Raw genomic sequence first — 20,309 nt, 5'->3', positions numbered from 1 at the left:
TGGCACACCTGAGGAAGGACGGCCGTGCCCATTTCGCCCGTCGGCCACGACGCGGTCTCGACCGTGCTCGGCACCACCCTGGACGGACTCTCGCTGCGGCGTGACGTGATCGCGGACAACATCGCGAACGTCGACACCCCCGGGTTCCGGGCCAGCACCGTCGACTTCGAGACCGCCCTGCGGTCCTCGGTCCTGTCCGGCGACGCGCGCTCGCTGGAGCGGGGGATCGACCTCGGCGTCACCGCGACCGCGACCCCGGTCGGCGCCGACGGCAACAACGTCGACCTGCGGCACGAGGCGATGGCCGCCATGCAGACCCAGTACCAGTACCAGGTGATGACGCGCGCGATGAGCGACCGCTTCGACCTGGTCAAGACCGCGGCGGGTGCCTCCTGATGGGCGCCTACGACACGCTGCACATCGCCGGCTCCAGCCTCGGCATGCACCAGACCTGGTTGGACGCGCTGGCGCACAACATCGCCAACGTCAACACCGTCGTCCCGACCGACCAGGACGCCTTCCAGGCGCAGATGGTCGTCGCCGGCGCCGACCCCGCGGGCGGCGTCGACGTGCGCGGCATCGTGCTGGGCGACCCCGAGGGCGTGCTCGAGCACGACCCGGGCAACCCGCTCGCGGACGAGGACGGCTACGTCCGGGCCCCCGCCACGGACCTCGCCAGCCAGATGTCGCAGCTGATCATCGCCCAGCGCGGCTACCAGGCGTCGGTCCAGACGACGAAGTACGCCCAGGACGCCTACTCCAGCGCGCTGCAGATCGGGGCCCGCTGATGAGCGTCGCCGGCATCGAGGGCTTCGTGCCGCTCGACCTCACCCAGGTCCGCTCCACCGACCCGACCACCTCGGTCGCCGGTGCCCGCGGGCCGCAGGGCCCCGAGGCGGCCGACGGGCCGTCGTTCTCCAGCTTCCTCGTCGACGGTCTCGACCGGCTCGACGGCGTGCAGCGCACCGCCGACGACCTCGCGGTGCGGGCCGCCACCGGCGACCTGCAGAACATCCACGACTACACGATCGCCGCCTCCGAGGCCGCCGTGACCACGCAGGTCACCGTCGCCGTGCGGAACAAGGCGGTCGAGGCCTTCACCGAGATCATGCGGATGCAGGTGTGATGAAGCAGAACGTCACCCGGTTCCTCCAGCGCGCCCAGCAGGGCTTCGCCGCCTTCACCACCGGGCAGAAGGTCGTGGCCGTGATCGGCACGGTCGCGGTGCTGCTCGGTGGGTTCATGGTCTTCCAGTGGGCGGCCCGGCCCAGCATGGCGCCGCTGTACCACGACCTCTCCACGACCGACGCCAGCGCCGTGGTCGAGCAGCTCGAGGCGCAGGGCACGCCGTACGAGCTGGCCGGCGACGGGACCACCGTCATGGTGCCCCGGGACCTCGTCCGCGCCACCCGCATCGACATGTCCGGCGAGGGCCTGCCCAGCGGCTCCGACGGCGGCTACTCGCTGCTCGACGACCAGGGCCTGACCACCTCGGACTTCAAGGAGCGCACGGACTACAAGCGGGCGATGGAGGGCGAGCTGTCCGCGACCATCGAGTCCATCGACGGCGTCGAGACCGCCGTCGTCCACCTCGCGATCCCCGAGAAGGAGGTCTTCGAGGAGGAGCAGGTGCCGACGACCGCGTCGGTCCTCGTCGACACCCGCTCCGGCTCGACGCTGGACCCGGGCCAGGTGCAGGCGGTCGTCAACCTGGTCGCCTCGAGCATCGACGGCCTCGAGCCCGAGCAGGTCACCGTCGCCGACGCCACCGGCAAGGTGCTCTCCACCCCCGGCGGTGCCGCGGGCACGGACGGCACGGCGCGCGCCCAGATGGTCGCCGACGTCCAGGAGGAGTACCGCGCCCGCCTCCAGTCGATGCTCGACCGCGTGGTCGGGCCCGGCAACTCCACCGTCCAGGTCAGCGCGGAGCTCGACTTCGACAAGGCGGTCAGCGAGACCGTCGAGTACGACGCGGAGGCCGAGGCGCTGCCGCTGTCCTCGAGCGAGACCGACGAGACGTACGACGGCGCGGCCGCCGGCGGGGTGACCGGGGTCGTCGGGCCCGACGGGCAGATGGACCCCGCTGCGGGCGGTGCCGCCGACGGCAGCGGCAGCTACCGCAAGTCCGAGACCACCCGCGACAACGCGGTGGGCTCCCGCAGCGAGCGCCGCGAGTCCACCCCCGGGGCGATCGAGAAGCTGAGCATCGGTGTCGTCGTGGACTCGATGTCGGCGCAGCAGGCCAACGAGACCGACATCCGCCAGCTCGTCATGGGCACCGCCGGCATCAGCCGCCAGCGTGGCGACAGCCTCGCGGTCGCGTCCCTGCCCTTCGACCGCAGCGCCGAGGAGGCCGCCGCCGCCGCGCTGGCGGAGGAGAAGGCCGCCGAGGCCGCGGCCAGCCGCAACCGGCTGATCCGCAACGCCGTCATCGGCCTGCTCGTCATCGGTGCACTGGTCTTCCTCGCCTTCCGCAGCCGGCGCCGCGCGCGCCGCCGCGAGGAGGAGACGACGTACATCGTCGAGCAGCTGCGCGAGCGGCGCCAGGCCCAGGCCGCGCTCGAGCCGTCGCCGGCCCTCCTCGCGCTGGAGGAGTCCGAGGCCAGCCGCGCCGACGACCTCCGCGACGAGCTCACCGACCTCATCGAGCGCCAGCCCGACGACGTCGCCGCGCTGCTGCGCGGCTGGCTCACGGAGCGTCCCTGATGACCGCGACGATGAGCGGGCTCGGTGCCCGCAAGGCCGCGGTGCTGCTGATCCAGGTCGGCAAGGAGAAGGCCTCCCAGGTCCTCGCGCAGCTCAGCGAGCCGGAGGTCGAGGCGATCTCCGTCGAGATCGCGCGCCTGGACTCGATCAGCAGCGCCGAGGGCGAGGCGGTGATGGAGGAGTTCCGCGACCTGATGACCGCGCGCGCCCACATCGCCCAGGGCGGTCTCGGCTACGCGCAGAAGCTGCTCGAGGACTCGCTCGGCGCCGAGCGCGCGGCGGAGATCATGGAGCGGCTCAACGCCGCGGCCGTGCAGATGCCCTTCCAGTTCCTCCACGCGGCCGACCCGGCCCAGCTGCGCTCGTTCATCATCGACGAGCACCCGCAGGTGATCGCGCTGGTGCTGGCCCACCTGACGGCCGACAAGGCCTCGATGCTGCTGGCCAGCCTCGAGCCGGACAAGCAGGCCGAGGTCGCCCACCGGATCGCGGTCATGGACCGCACGTCGCCGGAGATCGTCCAGGCCGTGGAGTCGACGCTGGAGCGCAAGCTCTCCTCGATGCTGCAGCCGACCACGGTCTCCCGCGTCGGTGGCGTGGACCCGCTGGTCAACATCATCAACCGCTCCGACCGAGCCACCGAGCGGCAGATCGTCGAGGGCCTCGAGGCGCTCGACGCCGAGCTGGCCGACGAGGTGCGCAGCCGGATGTTCATGTTCGAGGACATCGTCACCCTCGACGACCGGTCGGTGCAGCAGGTGCTGCGGCAGGTGGACGGGTCCCAGCTGGCCCTGGCGCTCAAGGGCGTCGCGACGGCGGTGCGGGACAAGATCACGAGCAACATGTCCGAGCGTGCGTCCGCGACGCTCGTCGAGGACGTCGAGCTGCTCGGCGCGGTCCGCCTCGCGCAGGTCGAGGAGGCCCAGCAGGCCATCATCCGCACGATCCGCGACCTGGAGGAGCAGGGCCAGATCATGGTGCGGCGAGGGGGCGACGATGAGTTCGTCGAGTGACGCCCCGGTGCTGCGCGGCGCGGAGGCCTCGGCCGTCCGGGTCGCCAGCACCCCCGAACTGCGCACCGGCGCCTGGACCCGCTTCGGCGCCGGCTCGGTGCTCGGCGACCGGGTCACCGAGGAGACCCTGAGCGGGCTCGCCGAGACCGCCCGGCGCGCCGCGCAGTCCCAGGGGTACGCCGTCGGCTGGGCCGAGGGACGCCGCGAGGCTGCGGAGGTCGCCAGGGAGGCGGCACTGCGCCGCGAGGCCGACCGGGCCGCCGAGGACCAGCGCCGCGAGGCCGAGCACCAGCAGGCTCTCGCCGGCCTCCGGCGGGCCGCGGCGGAGCTCTCCGCCCGCGCCGGCGACGTCGAGCGGCACGTCCACGCCCAGGCCGTCGCCCTCGCCCGCGAGCTGACCGAGGCGCTCGTCGGCCACGAGCTCCGCTCCGCGCCGGACCGGGCCGACGACGTCGTACGACGCGTGCTGGCCGAGCGCCCGGACGACCGTCCCGTCGTCGCGCGGCTCCACCCCGGCCTGCTGGACGCCGCGGCGACCGCCGAGCTGGCCGCGGCGGGTGTCCGCGTCGTCGAGGACGACCGGCTCGAGCCCGACGACGCGATGGTCGAGGTCGACGGCAGCGTCATCGACCTGCGCGTCAGCCGGCGCCTCGAGCGGGTCCGCGAGGTGCTGTCGTGACCGCGCCCGCCCTGGACGCCCTCGACGCCTTGGAGGGCCGGCGCGACCGCGCGCTCGCCGCCACGCGTCCGGAGGTGCTGGGTCGTGTCGACGAGATGCTCGGCCTGCACCTGCGGGTGACCGGCCTCCGCGCCGCGGTCGGGGACCTGGTCGAGGTGCTCGGACCGCAGCCCCTGCTGGCCGAGGTCGGCGCGAGCAGCACCGAGGGCCTGACCTGCCTGCCGCTCGGCGACACCCGCGGCCTCGGCGTCGGCGCCGTCGTGCGGCACACCGGCGGCCCGCTGCGGATCCGGGTCGGGGAGCAGCTCACCGGCCGCGTCCTCGACGGGCTGGGCCGGCCGGTCGACGGCGGGCCGGACCTGCGCGGCCTGCTCGAGGTGACCGTGGACCAGGACGCCCCCGACGCCCTCTCCCGCCCGCGGATCGACCAGCAGCTGCGTCTCGGTGTTCGCGCGCTCGACGCGCTCGTGCCCTGCGGGCGCGGCCAGCGGCTGGGCATCATGGCCGGGTCCGGCGTCGGCAAGTCCAGCCTGCTCTCGATGATCGCCCGCGGCACCGACGCCGAGGTCTCCGTGATCGCGCTCGTCGGCGAGCGCGGCCGCGAGGTCCGCGAGTTCCTGGACAACGACCTGGGTCCCGAGGGCCTGGCCCGCTCGGTGGTCGTGGTGGCGACCTCCGACGCGCCGCCGGTCGAGCGGCTGCGGGCGGCGTTCGTGGCGACCCGGATCGCGGAGTGGTTCCGCGACGCCGGCCGCCACGTCGTGCTGATGATGGACAGCCTCACCCGCGTCGCCATGGCCCAGCGCGAGATCGGCCTGTCCGCGGGGGAGCCGCCGGCGACCCGCGGCTACCCGCCCAGCGTCTTCGGGCTGCTGCCCCGCCTGCTCGAGCGCGCCGGCACCTCGCCGTCCGGCTCGATCACCGGCCTCTACACCGTCCTCGTCGAGGGCGACGACCTGCAGGACCCGGTCGGCGACACCGCCCGGTCGATCCTCGACGGCCACGTCGTGCTCTCGCGCCGGCTCGCCACCTCCGGGCACTTCCCGAGCATCGACGTGCTCGAGTCGATCTCGCGCGTCACCTCCGCGGTGACCAGCGCCGACCACCAGGCCGACGCGACGCGCCTGCGCCGCATGCTCGCCGCGCACCGCGACGTCAAGGAGCTGGTCGAGATCGGCGCGTACGTCGGCGGCAGCGACCCCGACGCCGACGCCGCGATCGCCCGGATGGGCCGCATCGACGGCTTCCTGCGCCAGTCGATGTCCGAGAGCACCCCGCTCGAGGACACCCGCCTCGCCCTGCACGACCTGGTCGCGCCGTGAGCGCCCGCGAGCGGGACCGCGGCCTGCGTGCCGTCGCGCGCGTCCGGGAGGTGCGCGAGCGCGACAGCCGGCTCGGGCTCCAGCGCGCCCTCCAGGAGCAGCAGGAGCACGCCCTCGTCCTCTCCGCCCTCGAGGTCGAGCTCGCGTCGCGGGTCGAGGACCCCGGCACCGCCGACGCCGCGGCGTACGTCGCCCGGCGCGCGGCCCTGCAGTCGCTCGGTGCGGCCGTGGGCGGCGCCCGCGGGCGGCTCGACTCCGCCGAGGTCGTGCGCGCCGCCGCGGACGCGCACTGGCGCTCCGACCACACCCGGCTGTCCGCCGTCGAAGGACTGCTCGAGGGGCGGGCCGACGTGCGCCGGGCCGAGGCCCTCCACGAGGAGGCCAAGGAGCTCGACGACGCCGCCGGCCGGCAGTGGCTGCGCCGCGCGGTCGCCATGCGCCGTGCGGAGGAGGGACGATGAGCGTCGCCGCGGTGACCAGCCGCGTCGCCGAGATCCAGGGCGTGCTCACCCAGCTCGGGGGCGCCCGCGTGGCGCGGTCCGCCTCCGCCGCCGGTGCCTTCCGCGCGGCGATGGACGGCGCCCTCGCGACCGCGCTCCCGGCCGCGCCCGCGCCCGGCGCCTCCCCGGCCGGGGCACGCGTCGTCGCGCAGGCCGAGAAGTACCTCGGCGTCCCCTACGTGTGGGGCGGCACCGACCCCGCGAAGGGGCTCGACTGCTCCGGCCTCGTCCAGCTCGTCTACCGCGACCTCGGCATCGACCTGCCCCGCGTCTCCCGCGACCAGGCGCAGGCCGGCCGTCCGGTCGCGTCGCTGGCCGAGGCGCAGCCCGGCGACCTGCTCGCGTTCAACTCCCCGGTCAGCCACATCGCGATCTACGCCGGCGACGGCAAGATGATCGAGGCCCCGCGACCGGGTCTCGCGGTGCGGGTCACCGAGGTCAGCGGCGACCTCACGGCGATCCGCCGCGTGCTGCCGGAGTCGGCCCCGGCCGTCTCCGGGCGGGCCGCGGGCCAGGTCTCCGCGGTGCCGTACGCCGACCTGTTCAACCGGGCCGCCACGACGTACGGCGTGGACGCGGGGCTGCTCTCGGCGATAGCCCGGCAGGAGTCCGGCTACCGCGCCGACGCGGTCAGCCCGGTGGGCGCGCAGGGGCTGATGCAGCTGATGCCGGCGACGGCCCGGGGACTGGGGGTCGCCGACAGCTTCGACCCGGCCCAGGCCGTCGACGGCGCGGCCCGGCTGGTCCGCGACCTGCTCGACCGGTTCGGGCGCACCGACCTCGCGCTCGCGGCGTACAACGCCGGGCCGGGCGCGGTGCTGCGCTACGACGGCATCCCGCCGTACCCGGAGACCCAGAACTACGTCAGGTCCGTCCTGGCCATGGTGGGAGGCACCCCATGAGCACCACGACCGCGCTGCCGGCCACCGCCACGCCGGTGCCGCTCCCGGGCGCGGGCGCCGCGGCCCCGGCGGTCCCCGCCGTCGCCGGCCAGCCCGGCACTGACGGCGGCGCGGGGGAGGGGTCGGAGTTCACCGCCCTGCTCGCCGCGCTCGTCGCCGGCGGGGAGGCGGGGACCGGCGCGACCGTCCCGGTTCCCACCGAGGTACCGGCCCCGGCCGAGGACCTCGAGGAGCGGACCGACGCCGCGCTCGTCGCGCTCCAGGCGGCGCTCGTCCTGCCACCCCTCGTCCTGGTCCGACCGGTCGTGACGCCGGTCGTGACGCCGGCTGCGCCGGCGGGGGCGGTCACCCCCGCGGCGACGAGCGCGGACGCCGTGGCCGGCGACGGCGTCGTCCCGGCGCCCGCCGCCGGCCTGCCGGAAGGCACCGACCCCGGCGCGGCGCTGCCGGCTCCGGCCCCGGCCCCGGCTGCGGACCACCCGCTCGCCCTCGCCGACCCGCCGGCCGGCACGAGCGCGGCGGCACCGGCCGGGGCAGGCGGTCCGGCCCCGACCGGCGAGCGCGACGCGTCCGCGGCGGGACAGCCGGCCGAGGCGCCGGCAGCCGCCGCTGCCACCGGGACGAGCGGGACGTCCGGGACCACGGTGACCGCGGGACAGGCGGCCGCGGTCGCCGCGCCCGTCGCTGCGGCTCCTGCGGGCCCGGCGGCCACCGCCTCCGGCCCCGCGTCGGCACCCGCCCCGGTCAGCCGGCAGCTCGCCGACACCGTGCAGCAGCTGGCGCGGTCGGGGGAGGGCACGCACCGGATGACGCTGCGCCTCGACCCCGGCTCGCTCGGCGAGGTGCGCGTGCACCTGGTCGTGCGGGACGGCGGCCTGCAGGTCCACCTCGCCGCGGGCCACGAGGCGCTGCAGGCCCTGGGCGAGGGCTCCGAGGAGCTGCTCCGGCTGCTGCAGACCTCCGGCCCCGCCGACGTCCGGGTGACCGTGCGTGACCTCGCGGGCGGTGCCGGGCAGCAGACGGGCGGTGCCGAGCAGCAGACGGGCCAGCAGACGGGCGGGGCCGCGGGCGGCGAGGACCGTCCCGACCGCCAGGCGCCCCAGGACGCACCCGACCGCCCCGCGGGACCGACCGCCCCGCCGACCACGACCGACCGGTCCGGGACCTCCCGGACCGCGCCGCACGACCCGACCGGGTGGACGTCCTCGCGCGTCGACCTGGACCTGTGAGGAGACCCATGAGCATCACCCCGACCGAGGGCGTCGGCCCCACGTCCGTCTTCGCTCCGCAGACGGCGGCGAGCACCGGCTCGACCGCCGACAAGGACATGTTCCTGCAGCTGATGGTCGCGCAGATGAAGTACCAGGACCCGATGAACCCCACCGACTCCTCGCAGTTCCTCTCCCAGACCGCGCAGTTCACCGCGCTGGAGAAGATGCAGGACGTCGCCGACCAGACCGGGCTCCTGCTCGGCGCCTCGCTGGCCTTCGGCGCCAGCGGCATGGTCGGCCGCACGGTCACCTACGGCCGCGAGGACGGCACGACCGCCACCGGCACGGTCACCGGCGTCACCTTCGGCGCGAACGGCCCGGTGCTCGACGTCGACGGCGCCGAGGTCCCGCTGAGCCTGGTCCAGCAGGTCCGCGACTCGGCTGCACCCGCGAGCGCACCCGCCCCGACGCCCGCCCCCTCCGACACCACCGACTGACGCACCACCCCGGCACCACACCCCCTCGGCACCACCTCCCGAAAGGAACCCCCCGTGCTGCGCTCCCTCTTCGCTGGCATCAGCGGCCTCCGCGTCAACCAGACGATGCTCGACGTGACCGGCAACAACATCGCCAACGCCAACACCACCGGCTTCAAGGCGAGCACCACCGTCTTCCAGGACACGCTGAGCCAGATGCTCACCGGCGCCTCCGGCGGGAACGCCGCGCAGGGCGGCACCAACCCGATCCAGGTCGGCCTCGGCGTGCAGCTCGCGGCCACCGCGACGAACCTCGGCCAGGGCTCCGCGCAGACGACCGGCCGCGCCACGGACGTGATGATCTCCGGCGACGGCTTCTTCGTCGTCCGCTCCGGCAACGAGCAGCTCTACACCCGGGCCGGTGCGTTCACCTTCGACAAGGCGGGCGACCTGGTCACCTCGTCGGGCGCGCGGGTGATGGGCATCGGCGCGGGCGGCGCGCTCGCGCCGATCAACATCAGCACCATCCCGGGCGGCGGGGAGCTGGAGTCGATGAGCATCGGCAGCGACGGCAAGCTGATGGGCATCGTCAACGGCACCAGCACCCAGCTGGGCCAGCTGGCCATCGCCACGTTCACCAACCCGATGGGCCTGGAGAAGGTCGGCGAGACGGCGTTCCGTGCCTCGGCCAACTCCGGTGCCGCGGAGGCGGGCGTCCCCGGCGCGGGCAGCCGGGGCACGATCATGGCCGGCGCGCTGGAGATGTCGAACGTCGACCTGGCGGCCGAGTTCACCAACCTGATCCTCGCCCAGCGCGGCTTCCAGGCCAGCTCCCGCGTCATCACGACCTCGGACTCGGTGCTCGAGGACCTCGTCAACCTCAAGCGCTGAGCCGCCGCGACGGCCTCGCCGCGCGGATCCGCTCAGGATCCGCGCGGTGGTGCCGATCAGGACCCTGGTGGCCACGGACGGCTGCCGCCTCGACGCACTAAGGATGGTGCAACGCATGATCTCGCTGACCCGTCTCTCGGGTGCGGAGCTGGTCCTCAACTCCGACCTGATCGAGCGCGTGGACAAGACGCCGGACACGGTGATCACGCTGACCACCGGCGCGAAGTACGTCGTGTCCGAGAGCCTGCGCGCCGTCGTCGCCGCGATCCGGCTGCACCGTGCCGAGATCATCGCGCTCAGCGAGCTGGTCCGGGTCGGTCCGGACGCCGACGACACCGCCCACCCGGCCGACGACGCCCGCGAGCGACCGCTCGCCACCGTGACCGCGCACCCGGCCGTCGCGACCGCGACCGCGACCGCGGGGGAGGAGGGCTGATGGACAAGGCCACGATCATCGGCGTCGGCGGCGCCGTCGGCGTCATCGTCGTCGCGAACATCCTCGAGGGCGGCAGCCCGATGAGCCTGCTGATGCTGCCCCCGATGCTCCTCGTCTTCGGCGCCACCCTGCTCATCTCCATGGCCGGCGGCACCATCGCCGACGCCAAGGCGTCGGTCCGCGCCGCCAAGCGCGCCTTCACCGCGAAGGTCCCGACCGCGGGCGACGTCGTCCCGACCGTCGTCTCCCTGGCCGACAAGGCCCGCCGCGAGGGCCTGCTGGCGCTCGAGGACGCCACCAAGGACATCGACGACCCCTTCCTCGTCAAGGGCGTCACTCTGGCCATCGACGGCAACGACCCGGAGGAGGTCCGCGACATCCTCGAGGCCGAGGTCGCCGCCAAGCGCAAGGTCGACAAGCAGGCCGCGAAGCTCTTCGCCGACGCCGGCGCGTACGCCCCGACGATCGGCATCATCGGCACGGTCATGGGCCTGGTCCACGTGCTCGAGAACCTCTCCGAGCCCGAGACCCTCGGCCACTCGATCGCCGGCGCGTTCATCGCCACCCTCTGGGGCGTCATGTCCGCCAACGTCTTCTGGCTGCCCATCGCCACCAAGCTCAAGCGGCTCAGCGAGCTCGAGGTGGCCCGGATGGAGGTCATCGTCGAGGGCGTCGCTGCGATCCAGGCCGGCTCCAACCCACGGGTCATCCAGCACCGCCTGGTCGCCCTGCTCCCGGCCGACCAGCAGCCCGCGCAGGCGGCCTGAGGTGTCCCGCCCGCCCACCCGGTCGCGCCACCGGCCGCACGAGGAGGAGGAGCACGAGAACCACGAGCGGTGGATGGTCACCTACGCGGACATGATCACGCTGCTCATGGTGCTCTTCATCGTCCTCTTCGCCATGGGCCAGACCGACGTGGAGAAGTTCAAGGCGCTCAAGGCCAGCCTGGCCATGGGGTTCGGCCAGGAGTCCGCGGTGCTCGACGGCAGCTCCTCGCTGCTCCAGGAGCCGGGGACCGAGGCGGTCGCGCAGGTGGCCCCGCGGACCCCGCGGCCGGCCGCCGCCCCGGGCAGCCAGGTGGACCGGACGGTCGCCACCCGCAACGCCGCGCAGCGCGAGCTCGCCCGGCTGCGCGGGGTCGAGGCGCGGGTCCGGGCGGCCCTGCGGCGGCGAGGGCTGGAGAGCGACGTGCGGACGACGTACGACGAGCGCGGGCTGGTCGTCAGCCTGGTCTCGAAGCACGTGGTGTTCCGCAACGACCTCGCCACGCTGTCGGCCCGCGGCGAGCGGGTCGTCGACGCGGTCGGTCCCGTCCTCGCCGACCTGCCCGACCGGCTGGAGATCGCGGGAAACACCAACCAGGTCGACGTGAGCCCGGCCTTCTTCGACACCGACTGGGACCTCTCCTCCGCACGGGCGGTCACCGTGCTGCGCCGCCTCGAGGAGCGGCTCGGGGTCCGCACCGACCGGCTCTCGGTGGCGGCGTACGGACGGACCCGACCGCTGGTCGACCCGGCCCGCCCCGGCTCCCAGGTCGTCAACAAGCGCGTCGACATCGTCGTCCTCTCGCCGGCCGACGCCGCCGTGCGGGAGCTGCTGCCCGGGCTCGCGGACGGCGACGCCTCCCGCACCACGTCCGCTGCCGTCCCCACGCCCCCCACCACCGACTCGGGAGACCCCTCATGAGCACCACCACGCTGCCGGCCCCGGCCGCCGCTGCCGCCGAGGAGGAGCCGTCCGGCGGCGGGCGCAAGAAGCTCGTCCTGCTGCTGGTCGTCGCGCTGGTCGCCGCGGCCGCGGCGTACTGGTTCCTGCTGCGCCCCGGCGGGGACGCCGAGCCCGTGCCGGGGGAGGTGCTGGTCATGGAGCCGGTGCAGGTCAACCTCGCCGACGGCCACTACCTCAGCGTCGGGATCGCGCTGCAGCTGGTCGAGGGCGCCGCGCACGCCGACGGCAGCAAGGCGCTCGACGCCACCATCGACCTGTTCAGCGGTCGCGAGGCCGACGAGCTGGTCCGCGCGAAGAACCGCCACGAGCTCAAGGAGGAGCTGATGGGCGAGCTGGACCACCGCTACCACGGGGAGGTCCTGGACGTGTACTTCACCCAGTTCGTCACCCAGTGACGGCTGGGACCACCGGCCCGACAGGAGGAACCGGGGAGGGGCTCCCCGACAGCTGAAGATCCGTCGACACGTTTGTGCTCAGGTCCGCGCCCGCAGGACCGATGGGTGCCTCCGTGAGCACGACGACGTCCGCAGCCGAGCGCACCGCCGCGCCCTCGGCCGTACGGTCGCGCCGTCGGGGCCGCTCGGCCTCGGCCGTCGCGGTGCCCTACGACTTCAGCCGGCCGCTCCAGCTCAGCCGCGAGCACCAGCGGATGCTGCAGCTCGCGTTCGACGGCTTCGGCCGGCAGGTGACCACGGTGTTCACCTCCATGCTGCGCAGCGTCTGCCAGGTCACTCTCCGCGGCATCGACCAGCGCACGTACGCCGAGTACGTCCAGTCGCTGCCGAGCACGACGTACCTCACCCTCTTCAGTGCCGACCCGGTCGCCGGTCGGGGCATCCTCGAGATGCCGCTGGAGTCGGTCATGGCCTGCATCGACCACATGCTCGGCGGGCCCGGGTCCGACCGGCAGCCGCGACGGCCCCTCACCGAGATCGAGAGCGGCGTCGTCAGCGGCCTCATGGACCGGCTCTTCGGCGAGATGCGCTACTCGCTGGGCTCGATCGTGCCGATCGAGCCGACGGTCGAGGGCGTCGAGTACAGCCCGCAGTTCGCCCAGGCCGCCGGCGCCTCCGACGTGGTCGTCGTCGTGGACCTCGAGCTCCGCATCGACGAGCGCGCCCACCGGATGACCGTGTGCCTGCCGTTCGTCGGGCTGCTGCCGCACCTGACGGCCGCCGCGGCGCCCGCTCCGGTCTCCGGCCGGGAGCGCGCCCAGCGGGCGCAGGCCGCCGAGCTCCTCCGCCAGCAGTTCGAGCACGTGCCGGTGGACGTCGCCGTCCGCTGCCGGCCGACCACGCTGACCCCCCAGGTCTTCGCCGACCTGCGCCCCGGCGACGTCATCCGCCTGGGCCACCCGGCCTCCGCGCCCCTCGACGTCGCCGTCGACGGCACCGTCTTCGCCCACGCCACCGCCGGCACCCAGGGCCCGCGCCTGGCCGCCCTCATCGTCGCCACCCCGAAGGAACTCTCGTGACCACCATGCCGACCGGTACGCCCCGCGACCCCGACGAGCTCGCGCTCGCCGCCGCCCGGGCGGCTGCCGCGGTGATCCCGGCCGCCGACGAGCTGGAGGCCGGTGGCGTCCAGCCGGGCGGTCCCGAGGTGACCGCGCTCTTCGCCGGCGCCGTCGTCGCCGAGCTCGGCGGTCCCGTCGGCGGCGTGCTGGGGCTCCTGGTCGCCGACGACCTGGTCTCGGCGCTCGCGTCCAGCCCGATCGGCGGCCTGGACCTCCCGGCAGCGGTGCAGCCGGCGCTCGACGCCGCGGCGGCCGTGCTCGGCACCTCCGTGCGGGCCGCGCGCCAGGTCGACCGCGACGCCGTCGTCCCCTCCGTGCTGGCCGGCACCGACGCCGGCTTCGCCGTCGTGCCGCTCGTCGGCGACACGATCGCCGCCGCCCTGCTCGTCTCGGTCCCCACCCTCGCCGCCCACGCGGCCGGGGGCCCCACTCCCGTGCCGCTGCCCGCCGTCGGCGGTGCCGCGCCCGTGGCCGCCGCTGCCGGCTCGCCGGCCGCGCCGCACCCGCTGACCGTGCCCGCACCCGGCTCCGCCGGCACCCCGGGGCCGCGCCGCGGCATCGAGATGCTCAACGAGGTCGACATGGAGGTCACCGTCGAGCTCGGGCGCACCCGGATGACGCTGCGGGACCTCCTCGCGCTGAGCCCGGGCAACGTGCTGGAGCTCGACCGCGCGGCCGGCAGCCCGGCCGACCTGCTGGTCAACGGCCACCTCATCGCCCGTGGTGAGGTCGTCGTCATCGACGAGGACTTCGGCCTGCGCGTCACCGAGATCCTCGAGACCGCGACCGCGGGCTGAGGTCGTCGTGCTCGAGCTCGTCCTGCGGCTGGTCTTCTCGCTGGCCGTCGTCCTGGGGCTGGTGCTGCTCGTCGCCCGGGTCGCCCAGCGCCGCCTCGGCACCCGCAGCGGTGCGCCGCTGTCGGTGCTCCACCGCCAGGCCGTGGGTCGGCACGCCTCGGTCGCCGTCGTCGCGGTGGGCGGTCGCACGCTGCTCCTCGGCGTCACCGAGCAGCAGGTCCGGATGATCACCGAGCTCGACGGCGCCGACCTCGTCCCCGCCGAGGCCGCGACGGTCACCGCGCTCCCCGGCGTCGAGCGCGAGCCGACGGACGGTCCGGCACAGCAGGCACACGACCAGGCGGGCGACCAGCCGTACTTCGCCGCAGTCCTGCACGAGCAGGCCGCCGAGCTGGCCCGGACGACCGCTGCGGCCGGTGCGACCGCTGCGACCCGGGCGGCCCGCCCCGGCGCACGACGCGCGGCCCGGCCCACCCGGCCCACCCGGCAGGACGACGGCCCGCTGGCCGGCTCGCTGCTGTCGCCGGCCACGTGGCGGCGCGCCGTCGAGGCGGTCCGGGGCCAGGCGTCGTGAGCGCCGCCGCCCACCGTCCCGTGCTCCGGCCGGGACGGCTCGTCGGGGCTGCCCTCCTGCTGGCGCTGGTCACCGCGGGGCTGTGGCTCGCCCTGCCCGTCGCGGGCGCCCACGCCCACGCCCACGCCTCCGCCGCGGCCGTCGCCGGCGACGTGCCGGAGGTCGGGCCGCACGCCCTCGCGCTGCCGCCGGGCGGTCCGCAGGGCCCCGACGGCCCGGACGGCGGGGACAGCTCGGTCACCGTCGACCTCGAGGGGCTGACCGACAAGCCCGGCACGTCGGTCGCGGTGCTGCTGACCCTCACGCTGCTCTCGCTGCTGCCGGCGATCGTGCTGACCTGCACCAGCTTCACGAAGATCCTGATCGTGCTGGGCCTGACCCGCAACGCGCTCGGCCTGCAGCAGACCCCGCCGAACCAGGTGCTGGCCGGCCTCGCGCTGTTCCTCAGCCTCTTCATCATGGCGCCGGTGCTCTCCGACATCAACGACGCCGGCCTCCAGCCCTACCTCGACGGCGACAAGACGAGCACCCAGGCCTGGGAGGACGGGATCGCGCCGCTGCGCGGCTTCATGCTCGCCCAGACCGACGACGAGGAGCTGGAGCTGCTCACCAACGTCTCAGGCCGCGAGCTGCCGGAGACCCGCGAGGACGTCGCGATGTCGACGCTCGTGCCGGCGTTCATCCTCAGCGAGCTCGAGCAGGCCTTCGTCATCGGCTTCATCATCTTCATCCCGTTCCTCGTCATCGACATCGTCGTGAGCGGGGCGCTGATGGCGCTGGGCATGATGATGATGCCGCCGGCGATGGTGTCGCTGCCGTTCAAGCTGCTGCTGTTCGTGCTGGTCAACGGCTGGGCGCTGATCATCACCGCGCTCGTGGGGAGCTACGGGTGAGCGACCGATGAGTGACACCGAGATCATCGAGATCGCGATGCAGACCATGGTCGTCGCGCTCAAGCTGTCCGCCCCGATCCTGGTCACGTCGCTGGTCATCGGCTTCGCCATCTCGCTGTTCCAGTCGATGACGCAGATCCAGGAGTTCACGCTGTCGTTCGTGCCGAAGGTCGTCGGCGTCGGCATCGCGCTGCTGGTCAGCGGCAACTGGATGCTGCACACGCTGGTGAACTTCACCGAGCAGCTCTACTCCCAGATCCCCGCCCTCCTCGGCTGACCGGGGCCTGCGATGACCCTCACCGTCTCCGGCGAGCCGCTGCTGACGTTCCTGGTCGCCTCGGTGCGGATCATCGCCTGGCTCGCGGTCGTGCAGCCGTTCTCCTCGCGCACCGTCCCGTCCGCGGCGAAGGTGGTGCTGGCCCTGGGGCTGGCCTTCGCGGTCTCCCCGTCCCTGGGCGACAGCAGGATCCCGGTCGACACGATCGGCCTGCTGATGACCGTGGTCACCCAGGTGGTGCTCGGCGCGGCGATGGGGTACGTCACCTCCCTGCTCTTCACCGCGGTGGCGGCGGCCGGCTCCCTCATCGACGTCTTCGGCGGCTTCTCCCTCGCCCAGGCGTTCGACCCGCTGGGCATGAACTCCAGCACCGTGCTCGGCAACCTGCACCAGTGGCTCGCGACCGTCCTGCTGTTCGTCAGCGGCGGCTACCTGATCGTCGTCGGCGGGCTGCTGCGCTCCTTCACGGCGGTCCCGATCGGTCGCAGCCCCGAGCTCCCCGGAGGAGTGGAGGTGCTGACCTCGGTGTTCCAGCTGTTCTTCATCACCGCGGTCCAGATCGCGCTGCCGATGGCGGCGGTCCTGTTCATCACCGACCTCGGGCTCGCCCTGCTGACCAAGGTGGCCCCGCAGCTGAACGCGATCAACGTCGTGTTCCCCGCCAAGATCGGCCTCACCCTGCTGCTCGTCGGGCTGTCCTTCCCGGTGCTCCCCGGAGTGGTCGACCGCCTGGTCGAGGCGGCGCTGGAGGCCATGGCCGCGATCGTGGGGGCGTCGTGAGCGACGACAAGACCGAGAAGCCGACACCCAAGCGCCGCAAGGAGGCGCGCAAGGAGGGGCAGGTCGCGCGCACCCAGGAGCTCGGCGCGTGGTCGGCCCTGCTGCTGGTCTCGCTGGTGGTCCCGGCGCTGCTGCGCCACGAGCTGGAGACCCTGTCGGCCCTGCTCGAGCGGTGCCTGAGCTCCGCGGAGGGCGCCGACGTGCCGATGGCGCTCGAGCTGCTCGCCGAGGCCGGCGGGCACATCCTGCTCACCCTGGTGGTGCTCGGCTGCTGCGTGATGGTCGTCGGGGTCGCCGGCGCGCTGGCGCAGGGCGGGTTCTTCGTCGCCACCAAGACGGTCACGCCGAACCTCAAGAAGCTCGACCCCATCAAGGGCTTCAAGCGGATCTTCGGCCCGCAGGCCTGGTGGGAGGGGGCGAAGATGCTGGTCAAGTGCGCCCTGGTCGCCGGCCTGGTCTGGCTCGGCGTCGACGCGATGATGCCGGTCCTCGGCGGGTTCGTGCCGGTCGGCGTCGTGCTGGAGATCGTCGGCGGCGAGGCGCTCACCATGCTGCGCAACATCGCGATCGCCGGGCTGCTGATGGCGGTCGTCGACTACGCGGTGCAGCGCCGCCGGATCGGCAAGCAGACCCGGATGAGCAAGGACGAGGTCAAGAGGGAGCACAAGCAGACCGAGGGCGACCCGCTGGTCAAGAGCGCCATCCGCTCGCGCCAGCTCGCGGCGTCGCGCAACCGGATGCTCGCCGACGTGCCGACCGCCGACGTGGTCCTGGTCAACCCCACGCACGTCGCCGTCGCCCTGCGGTACGACGAGGGCTCGCCGGCCCCGCGCGTGGTCGCGCGCGGCGCCGGGCTGGTCGCCCAGCGGATCCGCGAGACCGCGGCGGCCAACGACGTGCCGCTCGTGCGCGACGTACCCCTCGCCCGGGCGCTGTACGCCGCCACCGACGTCGGCCGGGAGATCCCGGCCGAGCTGTTCGCGGCCGTCGCGCAGGTGCTCGCGTTCGTGATCAGCCGGCGCGCGCGGGGGCAGCGCGGGGGCGAGCACCGGACCCCGCGGGCGACGGCCGACCTGCCTGCGGTGACGAGCGGCCGTCGTCGTCCGCGGAACTCCTCAGCCGCGGCGCTGCCCGGCCGATAGGGGTGGGCAGCAGGGGACCAGGACGGCCCCCACCCGCGCCAGGGACGGCGCCGCCCGCAGCCTCCCCGAGGAGCCACCCGCGTTGTCCCTGAAGCGCCTGACCCAGCTCGGCGTGCCGCTCGGCATCGTGCTCATCGTGGTCATGCTGGTGATCCCGCTGCCGGCGATCGTCCTGGACCTGCTGATCGCGCTGAACATCACCGGTGCGCTGCTGATCCTGCTCACCGCGATGTTCGTGAGCCGCCCGCTCGACTTCGCGGCGTTCCCCGCGGTCCTGCTCGTGATGACGCTGTTCCGGCTGGCGCTCAACGTCAGCGCGACCCGGTTGGTCCTGCTGCACGGCGACGCGGGGAAGGTGATCGAGACCTTCGGCCACTTCGTCGTCGGCGGCTCGCTGATCGTCGGCCTGATCGTCTTCGCGATCCTGCTGGTCATCCAGTTCGTCGTGATCACCAACGGCGCCGGCCGCGTCGCGGAGGTCGGCGCGCGGTTCACGCTCGACGCGATGCCGGGCAAGCAGATGGCCATCGACGCCGACCTCAACAGCGGCCTGATCGACGAGGAGCAGGCGCGGCGGCGCCGGGCCGAGGTGCACGCCGAGGCGGACTTCTACGGCGCCATGGACGGCGCCTCGAAGTTCGTCAAGGGCGACGCGATCGCCGCGATCGTGATCACGCTGGTCAACCTGCTGGGGGGCTTCGCCGTGGGCATGGCCCAGCGGGGGATGTCGGCCGGCGACGCGGTGCAGACCTACAGCCTGCTCTCGGTCGGCGACGGCCTGGTCTCCCAGATCCCGGCGCTGCTGCTCTCGGTGGCGACCGGCCTGGTGGTGACCCGCGGCGTCGGCGACGGCGACATGGGCTCCGACATCATCCGCCAGCTCACCCGGCAGCGGACGCCGCTGCGCGTGGCGGGCGGCTCCGCCCTCGCCCTGTGCCTGGTGCCCGGCATGCCGAAGATCCCGTTCCTGCTCGCCGGCGGCGCCTTCCTCCTCGTCTCCACCCGGATCGACGAGTCCTCCGGCGACGCCGCGGCGGAGCAGGCCCCCGAGCTCGCCGCCGCCCCGCGGGACACCCCCGAGCTGCTCGCCGCGGAGATCCAGGTCGACCCGCTCAGCCTGGAGCTCTCCGCGGACCTCATCGACCTCGTCGACCGCGAGCACGGCGGCGACCTGCTGGAGCGGGTCAAGGCGCTGCGCCGGAAGGTGGCGCTCGAGACCGGCGTGCTGATCCCGCCGGTGCGCACCCGCGACAACCTCGAGCTCCCGCTGCGCACCTACGTCATCAAGCTCTTCGGCATCGAGGTCGCCCGCGGCGAGGCGCCGCGCGGCACGGTCCTGGCGATCGGCGACCACCTCGCGTCGCTGCCCGGCGAGCTCACCCGGGAGCCGGTCTTCGGCCTCGAGGCGAAGTGGATCCCCGCCGAGCTCGCCCACCAGGCCGAGATCGGCGGCGCGACCGTGGTCGAGCGGACCGCCGTCATGACCACCCACCTCTCCCACGTGGTCAACACCCACGCCAGCCGCCTGCTCGGCCGCGAGGACGTCCGGCTGCTCACCGACGTGCTCAAGCGGACGCACCCGGTCGTGGTCGACGAGCTGACCCCGACGCTGCTCAGCCTCGGCCAGGTGCAGCGGGTGCTGCAGTCGCTCCTCGACGAGGGGGTGTCGATCCGCGACCTGGTCCGGATCTACGAGGCGCTCTCGCTGCGCGCCGCCGACAGCAAGGAGCACGACGCCCTCGTCGAGGCGGCCCGGGTCGCGCTCGGGCCCGCCGTCGTCGCACCGCACCTGCGCGAGGGGGTGGTCCACGTGATCAGCCTCGACCCGCGCCTGGAGCAGCAGATGCTGGAGTCGATGCGGCTGGGGGAGGAGGGCAACGTGCTCCTCCTCGACCCGGTGCTCGCCCAGTCGGTGGTGACCCGGCTGGGTCAGCTGCTCATCGAGGCGGAGAACGCCGACATGCGCCCGGTGCTGGTCTGCGCCCCGCAGATCCGGCCGGCGCTGCGCCGGTTGGTCCACCAGCAGGTCGACCGGCTGCCGGTGCTGTCCTACCAGGAGCTCGTCGGCTCCGCGCAGGTCCGCTCGGTCGGCGTGGTCTCCGGCGAGGCGATGATCGAGGTGGGCTCGTGAAGCCGCTCTCCGTCCCCGTGCTCGGCGTCGCCGCCGTGCTCACCGCCCCCGCCCTGTGGTCGGCGCTCGTCGGCGAGCTGCCGGTCGAGACGGCCGCGGTCCGCTACGTCGTCGTCGCCGCCCTCGCCTGGGCCGCGCTCTCCGCGCTCGCGCTCCTGGTGGGGCCGCCGCCCGCCGGCGCCGGCGCCGAGGAGGCCGGGACGGGCAGCGGGGACCAGGACGCCCTGGACCCCACTGCGGTGCTGCCCGCCGTCGACGGACCCGGCGCCGGAGCCTGAGCCGGGCCTGAGTCGGCCCTGAGTCGGCCCTGGGTCGGCCCTGGGTCGGCCCCGACC

General features: G+C 74.2%; 25 protein-coding genes. All 25 read left to right on the top strand.

The features are described from left to right. Nucleotides 1-24 precede the first annotated feature (24 nt). The 25 genes from flgB (at nt 25) to AB0N29_RS18530 (ending at nt 20,252) form a co-directional block, all read left to right on the top strand. Nucleotides 25-396 carry a flagellar basal body rod protein FlgB gene (flgB, locus tag AB0N29_RS18650; RefSeq protein ID WP_302267774.1) on the top strand — a complete coding sequence of 124 codons (372 nt, stop codon included), beginning with the start codon at nt 25-27 and terminating at the stop codon, nt 394-396. After that, nucleotides 396-788, top strand: coding sequence for a flagellar basal body rod C-terminal domain-containing protein (locus tag AB0N29_RS18645; RefSeq protein ID WP_302267773.1), 393 nt, complete (start codon nt 396-398; stop codon nt 786-788). Before flgB ends, AB0N29_RS18645 begins: the two co-directional genes overlap by 1 nt. Further along, the gene (fliE, locus tag AB0N29_RS18640) at nt 788-1,126 is read left to right on the top strand and encodes a flagellar hook-basal body complex protein FliE (RefSeq protein WP_364869088.1); all 339 of its coding nucleotides are present in this window, start codon (nt 788-790) and stop codon (nt 1,124-1,126) included. The genes AB0N29_RS18645 and fliE overlap by 1 nt, the downstream gene beginning before the upstream one ends. Then, nucleotides 1,126-2,706 (top strand): flagellar basal-body MS-ring/collar protein FliF, encoded by a 1,581-nt coding sequence (gene fliF / locus AB0N29_RS18635; RefSeq protein WP_364869085.1) that lies wholly within the window; start codon nt 1,126-1,128, stop codon nt 2,704-2,706. Before fliE ends, fliF begins: the two co-directional genes overlap by 1 nt. Next, nucleotides 2,706-3,719, top strand: coding sequence for a flagellar motor switch protein FliG (gene fliG / locus AB0N29_RS18630; RefSeq protein ID WP_302267769.1), 1,014 nt, complete (start codon nt 2,706-2,708; stop codon nt 3,717-3,719). Before fliF ends, fliG begins: the two co-directional genes overlap by 1 nt. Beyond that, complete coding sequence (locus tag AB0N29_RS18625; protein WP_364869081.1) at nt 3,703-4,398, top strand: FliH/SctL family protein; 696 nt, start codon at nt 3,703-3,705, stop codon at nt 4,396-4,398. Before fliG ends, AB0N29_RS18625 begins: the two co-directional genes overlap by 17 nt. Beyond that, nucleotides 4,395-5,720: a FliI/YscN family ATPase gene (locus tag AB0N29_RS18620; RefSeq protein ID WP_364869078.1), complete on the top strand. Its 1,326-nt coding sequence runs from the start codon at nt 4,395-4,397 to the stop codon at nt 5,718-5,720. The genes AB0N29_RS18625 and AB0N29_RS18620 overlap by 4 nt, the downstream gene beginning before the upstream one ends. Continuing rightward, nucleotides 5,717-6,181, top strand: a complete 465-nt coding sequence (locus tag AB0N29_RS18615) for a flagellar FliJ family protein (protein ID WP_364869076.1) — start codon at nt 5,717-5,719, stop codon at nt 6,179-6,181. Before AB0N29_RS18620 ends, AB0N29_RS18615 begins: the two co-directional genes overlap by 4 nt. Beyond that, on the top strand, nt 6,178-7,122 hold the full coding sequence (locus AB0N29_RS18610; RefSeq protein ID WP_364869073.1) for a transglycosylase SLT domain-containing protein: 945 nt from the start codon (nt 6,178-6,180) through the stop codon (nt 7,120-7,122). The genes AB0N29_RS18615 and AB0N29_RS18610 overlap by 4 nt, the downstream gene beginning before the upstream one ends. After that, complete coding sequence (locus tag AB0N29_RS18605; RefSeq protein WP_364869070.1) at nt 7,119-8,351, top strand: flagellar hook-length control protein FliK; 1,233 nt, start codon at nt 7,119-7,121, stop codon at nt 8,349-8,351. Before AB0N29_RS18610 ends, AB0N29_RS18605 begins: the two co-directional genes overlap by 4 nt. 8 nt (nt 8,352-8,359) lie before the next feature. Next, nucleotides 8,360-8,830, top strand: coding sequence for a flagellar hook capping FlgD N-terminal domain-containing protein (locus AB0N29_RS18600; RefSeq protein WP_364869067.1), 471 nt, complete (start codon nt 8,360-8,362; stop codon nt 8,828-8,830). Nucleotides 8,831-8,884: 54 nt separating this feature from the next. Continuing rightward, nucleotides 8,885-9,700: a flagellar hook-basal body complex protein gene (locus AB0N29_RS18595; protein ID WP_302267756.1), complete on the top strand. Its 816-nt coding sequence runs from the start codon at nt 8,885-8,887 to the stop codon at nt 9,698-9,700. A 115-nt stretch (nt 9,701-9,815) separates the two neighbouring features. Continuing rightward, nucleotides 9,816-10,136, top strand: coding sequence for a flagellar FlbD family protein (locus AB0N29_RS18590; protein WP_302267754.1), 321 nt, complete (start codon nt 9,816-9,818; stop codon nt 10,134-10,136). Next, nucleotides 10,136-10,903, top strand: coding sequence for a MotA/TolQ/ExbB proton channel family protein (locus tag AB0N29_RS18585; RefSeq protein ID WP_302267752.1), 768 nt, complete (start codon nt 10,136-10,138; stop codon nt 10,901-10,903). The genes AB0N29_RS18590 and AB0N29_RS18585 overlap by 1 nt, the downstream gene beginning before the upstream one ends. A gap of 1 nt (nt 10,904) precedes the next feature. Then, complete coding sequence (locus tag AB0N29_RS18580; RefSeq protein WP_364869061.1) at nt 10,905-11,822, top strand: flagellar motor protein MotB; 918 nt, start codon at nt 10,905-10,907, stop codon at nt 11,820-11,822. Then, nucleotides 11,819-12,259: a flagellar basal body-associated FliL family protein gene (locus tag AB0N29_RS18575; RefSeq protein ID WP_302267750.1), complete on the top strand. Its 441-nt coding sequence runs from the start codon at nt 11,819-11,821 to the stop codon at nt 12,257-12,259. The genes AB0N29_RS18580 and AB0N29_RS18575 overlap by 4 nt, the downstream gene beginning before the upstream one ends. Before the next feature lie 113 nt (nt 12,260-12,372). Then, complete coding sequence (locus tag AB0N29_RS18570) at nt 12,373-13,338, top strand: flagellar motor switch protein FliM (protein ID WP_364869057.1); 966 nt, start codon at nt 12,373-12,375, stop codon at nt 13,336-13,338. A gap of 5 nt (nt 13,339-13,343) precedes the next feature. Next, on the top strand, nt 13,344-14,177 hold the full coding sequence (fliN, locus tag AB0N29_RS18565) for a flagellar motor switch protein FliN (protein WP_364869134.1): 834 nt from the start codon (nt 13,344-13,346) through the stop codon (nt 14,175-14,177). Between the two features lie 7 nt (nt 14,178-14,184). After that, nucleotides 14,185-14,751: a flagellar biosynthetic protein FliO gene (locus tag AB0N29_RS18560; RefSeq protein ID WP_364869054.1), complete on the top strand. Its 567-nt coding sequence runs from the start codon at nt 14,185-14,187 to the stop codon at nt 14,749-14,751. Then, nucleotides 14,748-15,644: a flagellar type III secretion system pore protein FliP gene (fliP, locus tag AB0N29_RS18555; protein WP_364869051.1), complete on the top strand. Its 897-nt coding sequence runs from the start codon at nt 14,748-14,750 to the stop codon at nt 15,642-15,644. The genes AB0N29_RS18560 and fliP overlap by 4 nt, the downstream gene beginning before the upstream one ends. A 7-nt stretch (nt 15,645-15,651) precedes the next feature. Continuing rightward, complete coding sequence (gene fliQ / locus AB0N29_RS18550) at nt 15,652-15,921, top strand: flagellar biosynthesis protein FliQ (RefSeq protein WP_302267744.1); 270 nt, start codon at nt 15,652-15,654, stop codon at nt 15,919-15,921. A 12-nt stretch (nt 15,922-15,933) separates the two neighbouring features. Next, nucleotides 15,934-16,701, top strand: a complete 768-nt coding sequence (locus tag AB0N29_RS18545) for a flagellar biosynthetic protein FliR (RefSeq protein WP_364869047.1) — start codon at nt 15,934-15,936, stop codon at nt 16,699-16,701. Continuing rightward, nucleotides 16,698-17,843: an EscU/YscU/HrcU family type III secretion system export apparatus switch protein gene (locus tag AB0N29_RS18540; protein WP_364869044.1), complete on the top strand. Its 1,146-nt coding sequence runs from the start codon at nt 16,698-16,700 to the stop codon at nt 17,841-17,843. The genes AB0N29_RS18545 and AB0N29_RS18540 overlap by 4 nt, the downstream gene beginning before the upstream one ends. Nucleotides 17,844-17,925: 82 nt before the next feature. Then, nucleotides 17,926-19,974, top strand: coding sequence for a flagellar biosynthesis protein FlhA (flhA, locus tag AB0N29_RS18535; RefSeq protein WP_364869041.1), 2,049 nt, complete (start codon nt 17,926-17,928; stop codon nt 19,972-19,974). Then, entirely contained in the window at nt 19,971-20,252 is a 282-nt protein-coding gene (locus AB0N29_RS18530; protein WP_302267738.1) for a hypothetical protein, read from the top strand. Before flhA ends, AB0N29_RS18530 begins: the two co-directional genes overlap by 4 nt. Nucleotides 20,253-20,309: the final 57 nt, after the last annotated feature.

It is taken from the genome of Nocardioides sp. NPDC092400, assembly GCF_040684155.1.
Classification (GTDB): domain Bacteria; phylum Actinomycetota; class Actinomycetes; order Propionibacteriales; family Nocardioidaceae; genus Nocardioides.
This window is presented reverse-complemented; position numbering and strand designations above follow the sequence as displayed.

What these genes read in the sequence shown, in the direction of transcription:
- AB0N29_RS18645 (WP_302267773.1), top strand. Translation starts at nt 396, where the DNA reads ATGGGCGCCTACGACACGCTGCACATCGCCGGCTCCAGCCTCGGCATG.
- fliE (WP_364869088.1), top strand. Translation starts at nt 788, where the DNA reads ATGAGCGTCGCCGGCATCGAGGGCTTCGTGCCGCTCGACCTCACCCAG.
- fliF (WP_364869085.1), top strand. Translation starts at nt 1,126, where the DNA reads ATGAAGCAGAACGTCACCCGGTTCCTCCAGCGCGCCCAGCAGGGCTTC.
- fliG (WP_302267769.1), top strand. Translation starts at nt 2,706, where the DNA reads ATGACCGCGACGATGAGCGGGCTCGGTGCCCGCAAGGCCGCGGTGCTG.
- AB0N29_RS18625 (WP_364869081.1), top strand. Translation starts at nt 3,703, where the DNA reads ATGAGTTCGTCGAGTGACGCCCCGGTGCTGCGCGGCGCGGAGGCCTCG.
- AB0N29_RS18610 (WP_364869073.1), top strand. Translation starts at nt 6,178, where the DNA reads ATGAGCGTCGCCGCGGTGACCAGCCGCGTCGCCGAGATCCAGGGCGTG.
- AB0N29_RS18605 (WP_364869070.1), top strand. Translation starts at nt 7,119, where the DNA reads ATGAGCACCACGACCGCGCTGCCGGCCACCGCCACGCCGGTGCCGCTC.
- AB0N29_RS18600 (WP_364869067.1), top strand. Translation starts at nt 8,360, where the DNA reads ATGAGCATCACCCCGACCGAGGGCGTCGGCCCCACGTCCGTCTTCGCT.
- AB0N29_RS18590 (WP_302267754.1), top strand. Translation starts at nt 9,816, where the DNA reads ATGATCTCGCTGACCCGTCTCTCGGGTGCGGAGCTGGTCCTCAACTCC.
- AB0N29_RS18585 (WP_302267752.1), top strand. Translation starts at nt 10,136, where the DNA reads ATGGACAAGGCCACGATCATCGGCGTCGGCGGCGCCGTCGGCGTCATC.
- AB0N29_RS18575 (WP_302267750.1), top strand. Translation starts at nt 11,819, where the DNA reads ATGAGCACCACCACGCTGCCGGCCCCGGCCGCCGCTGCCGCCGAGGAG.
- fliN (WP_364869134.1), top strand. Translation starts at nt 13,344, where the DNA reads ATGCCGACCGGTACGCCCCGCGACCCCGACGAGCTCGCGCTCGCCGCC.
- fliQ (WP_302267744.1), top strand. Translation starts at nt 15,652, where the DNA reads ATGAGTGACACCGAGATCATCGAGATCGCGATGCAGACCATGGTCGTC.
- AB0N29_RS18545 (WP_364869047.1), top strand. Translation starts at nt 15,934, where the DNA reads ATGACCCTCACCGTCTCCGGCGAGCCGCTGCTGACGTTCCTGGTCGCC.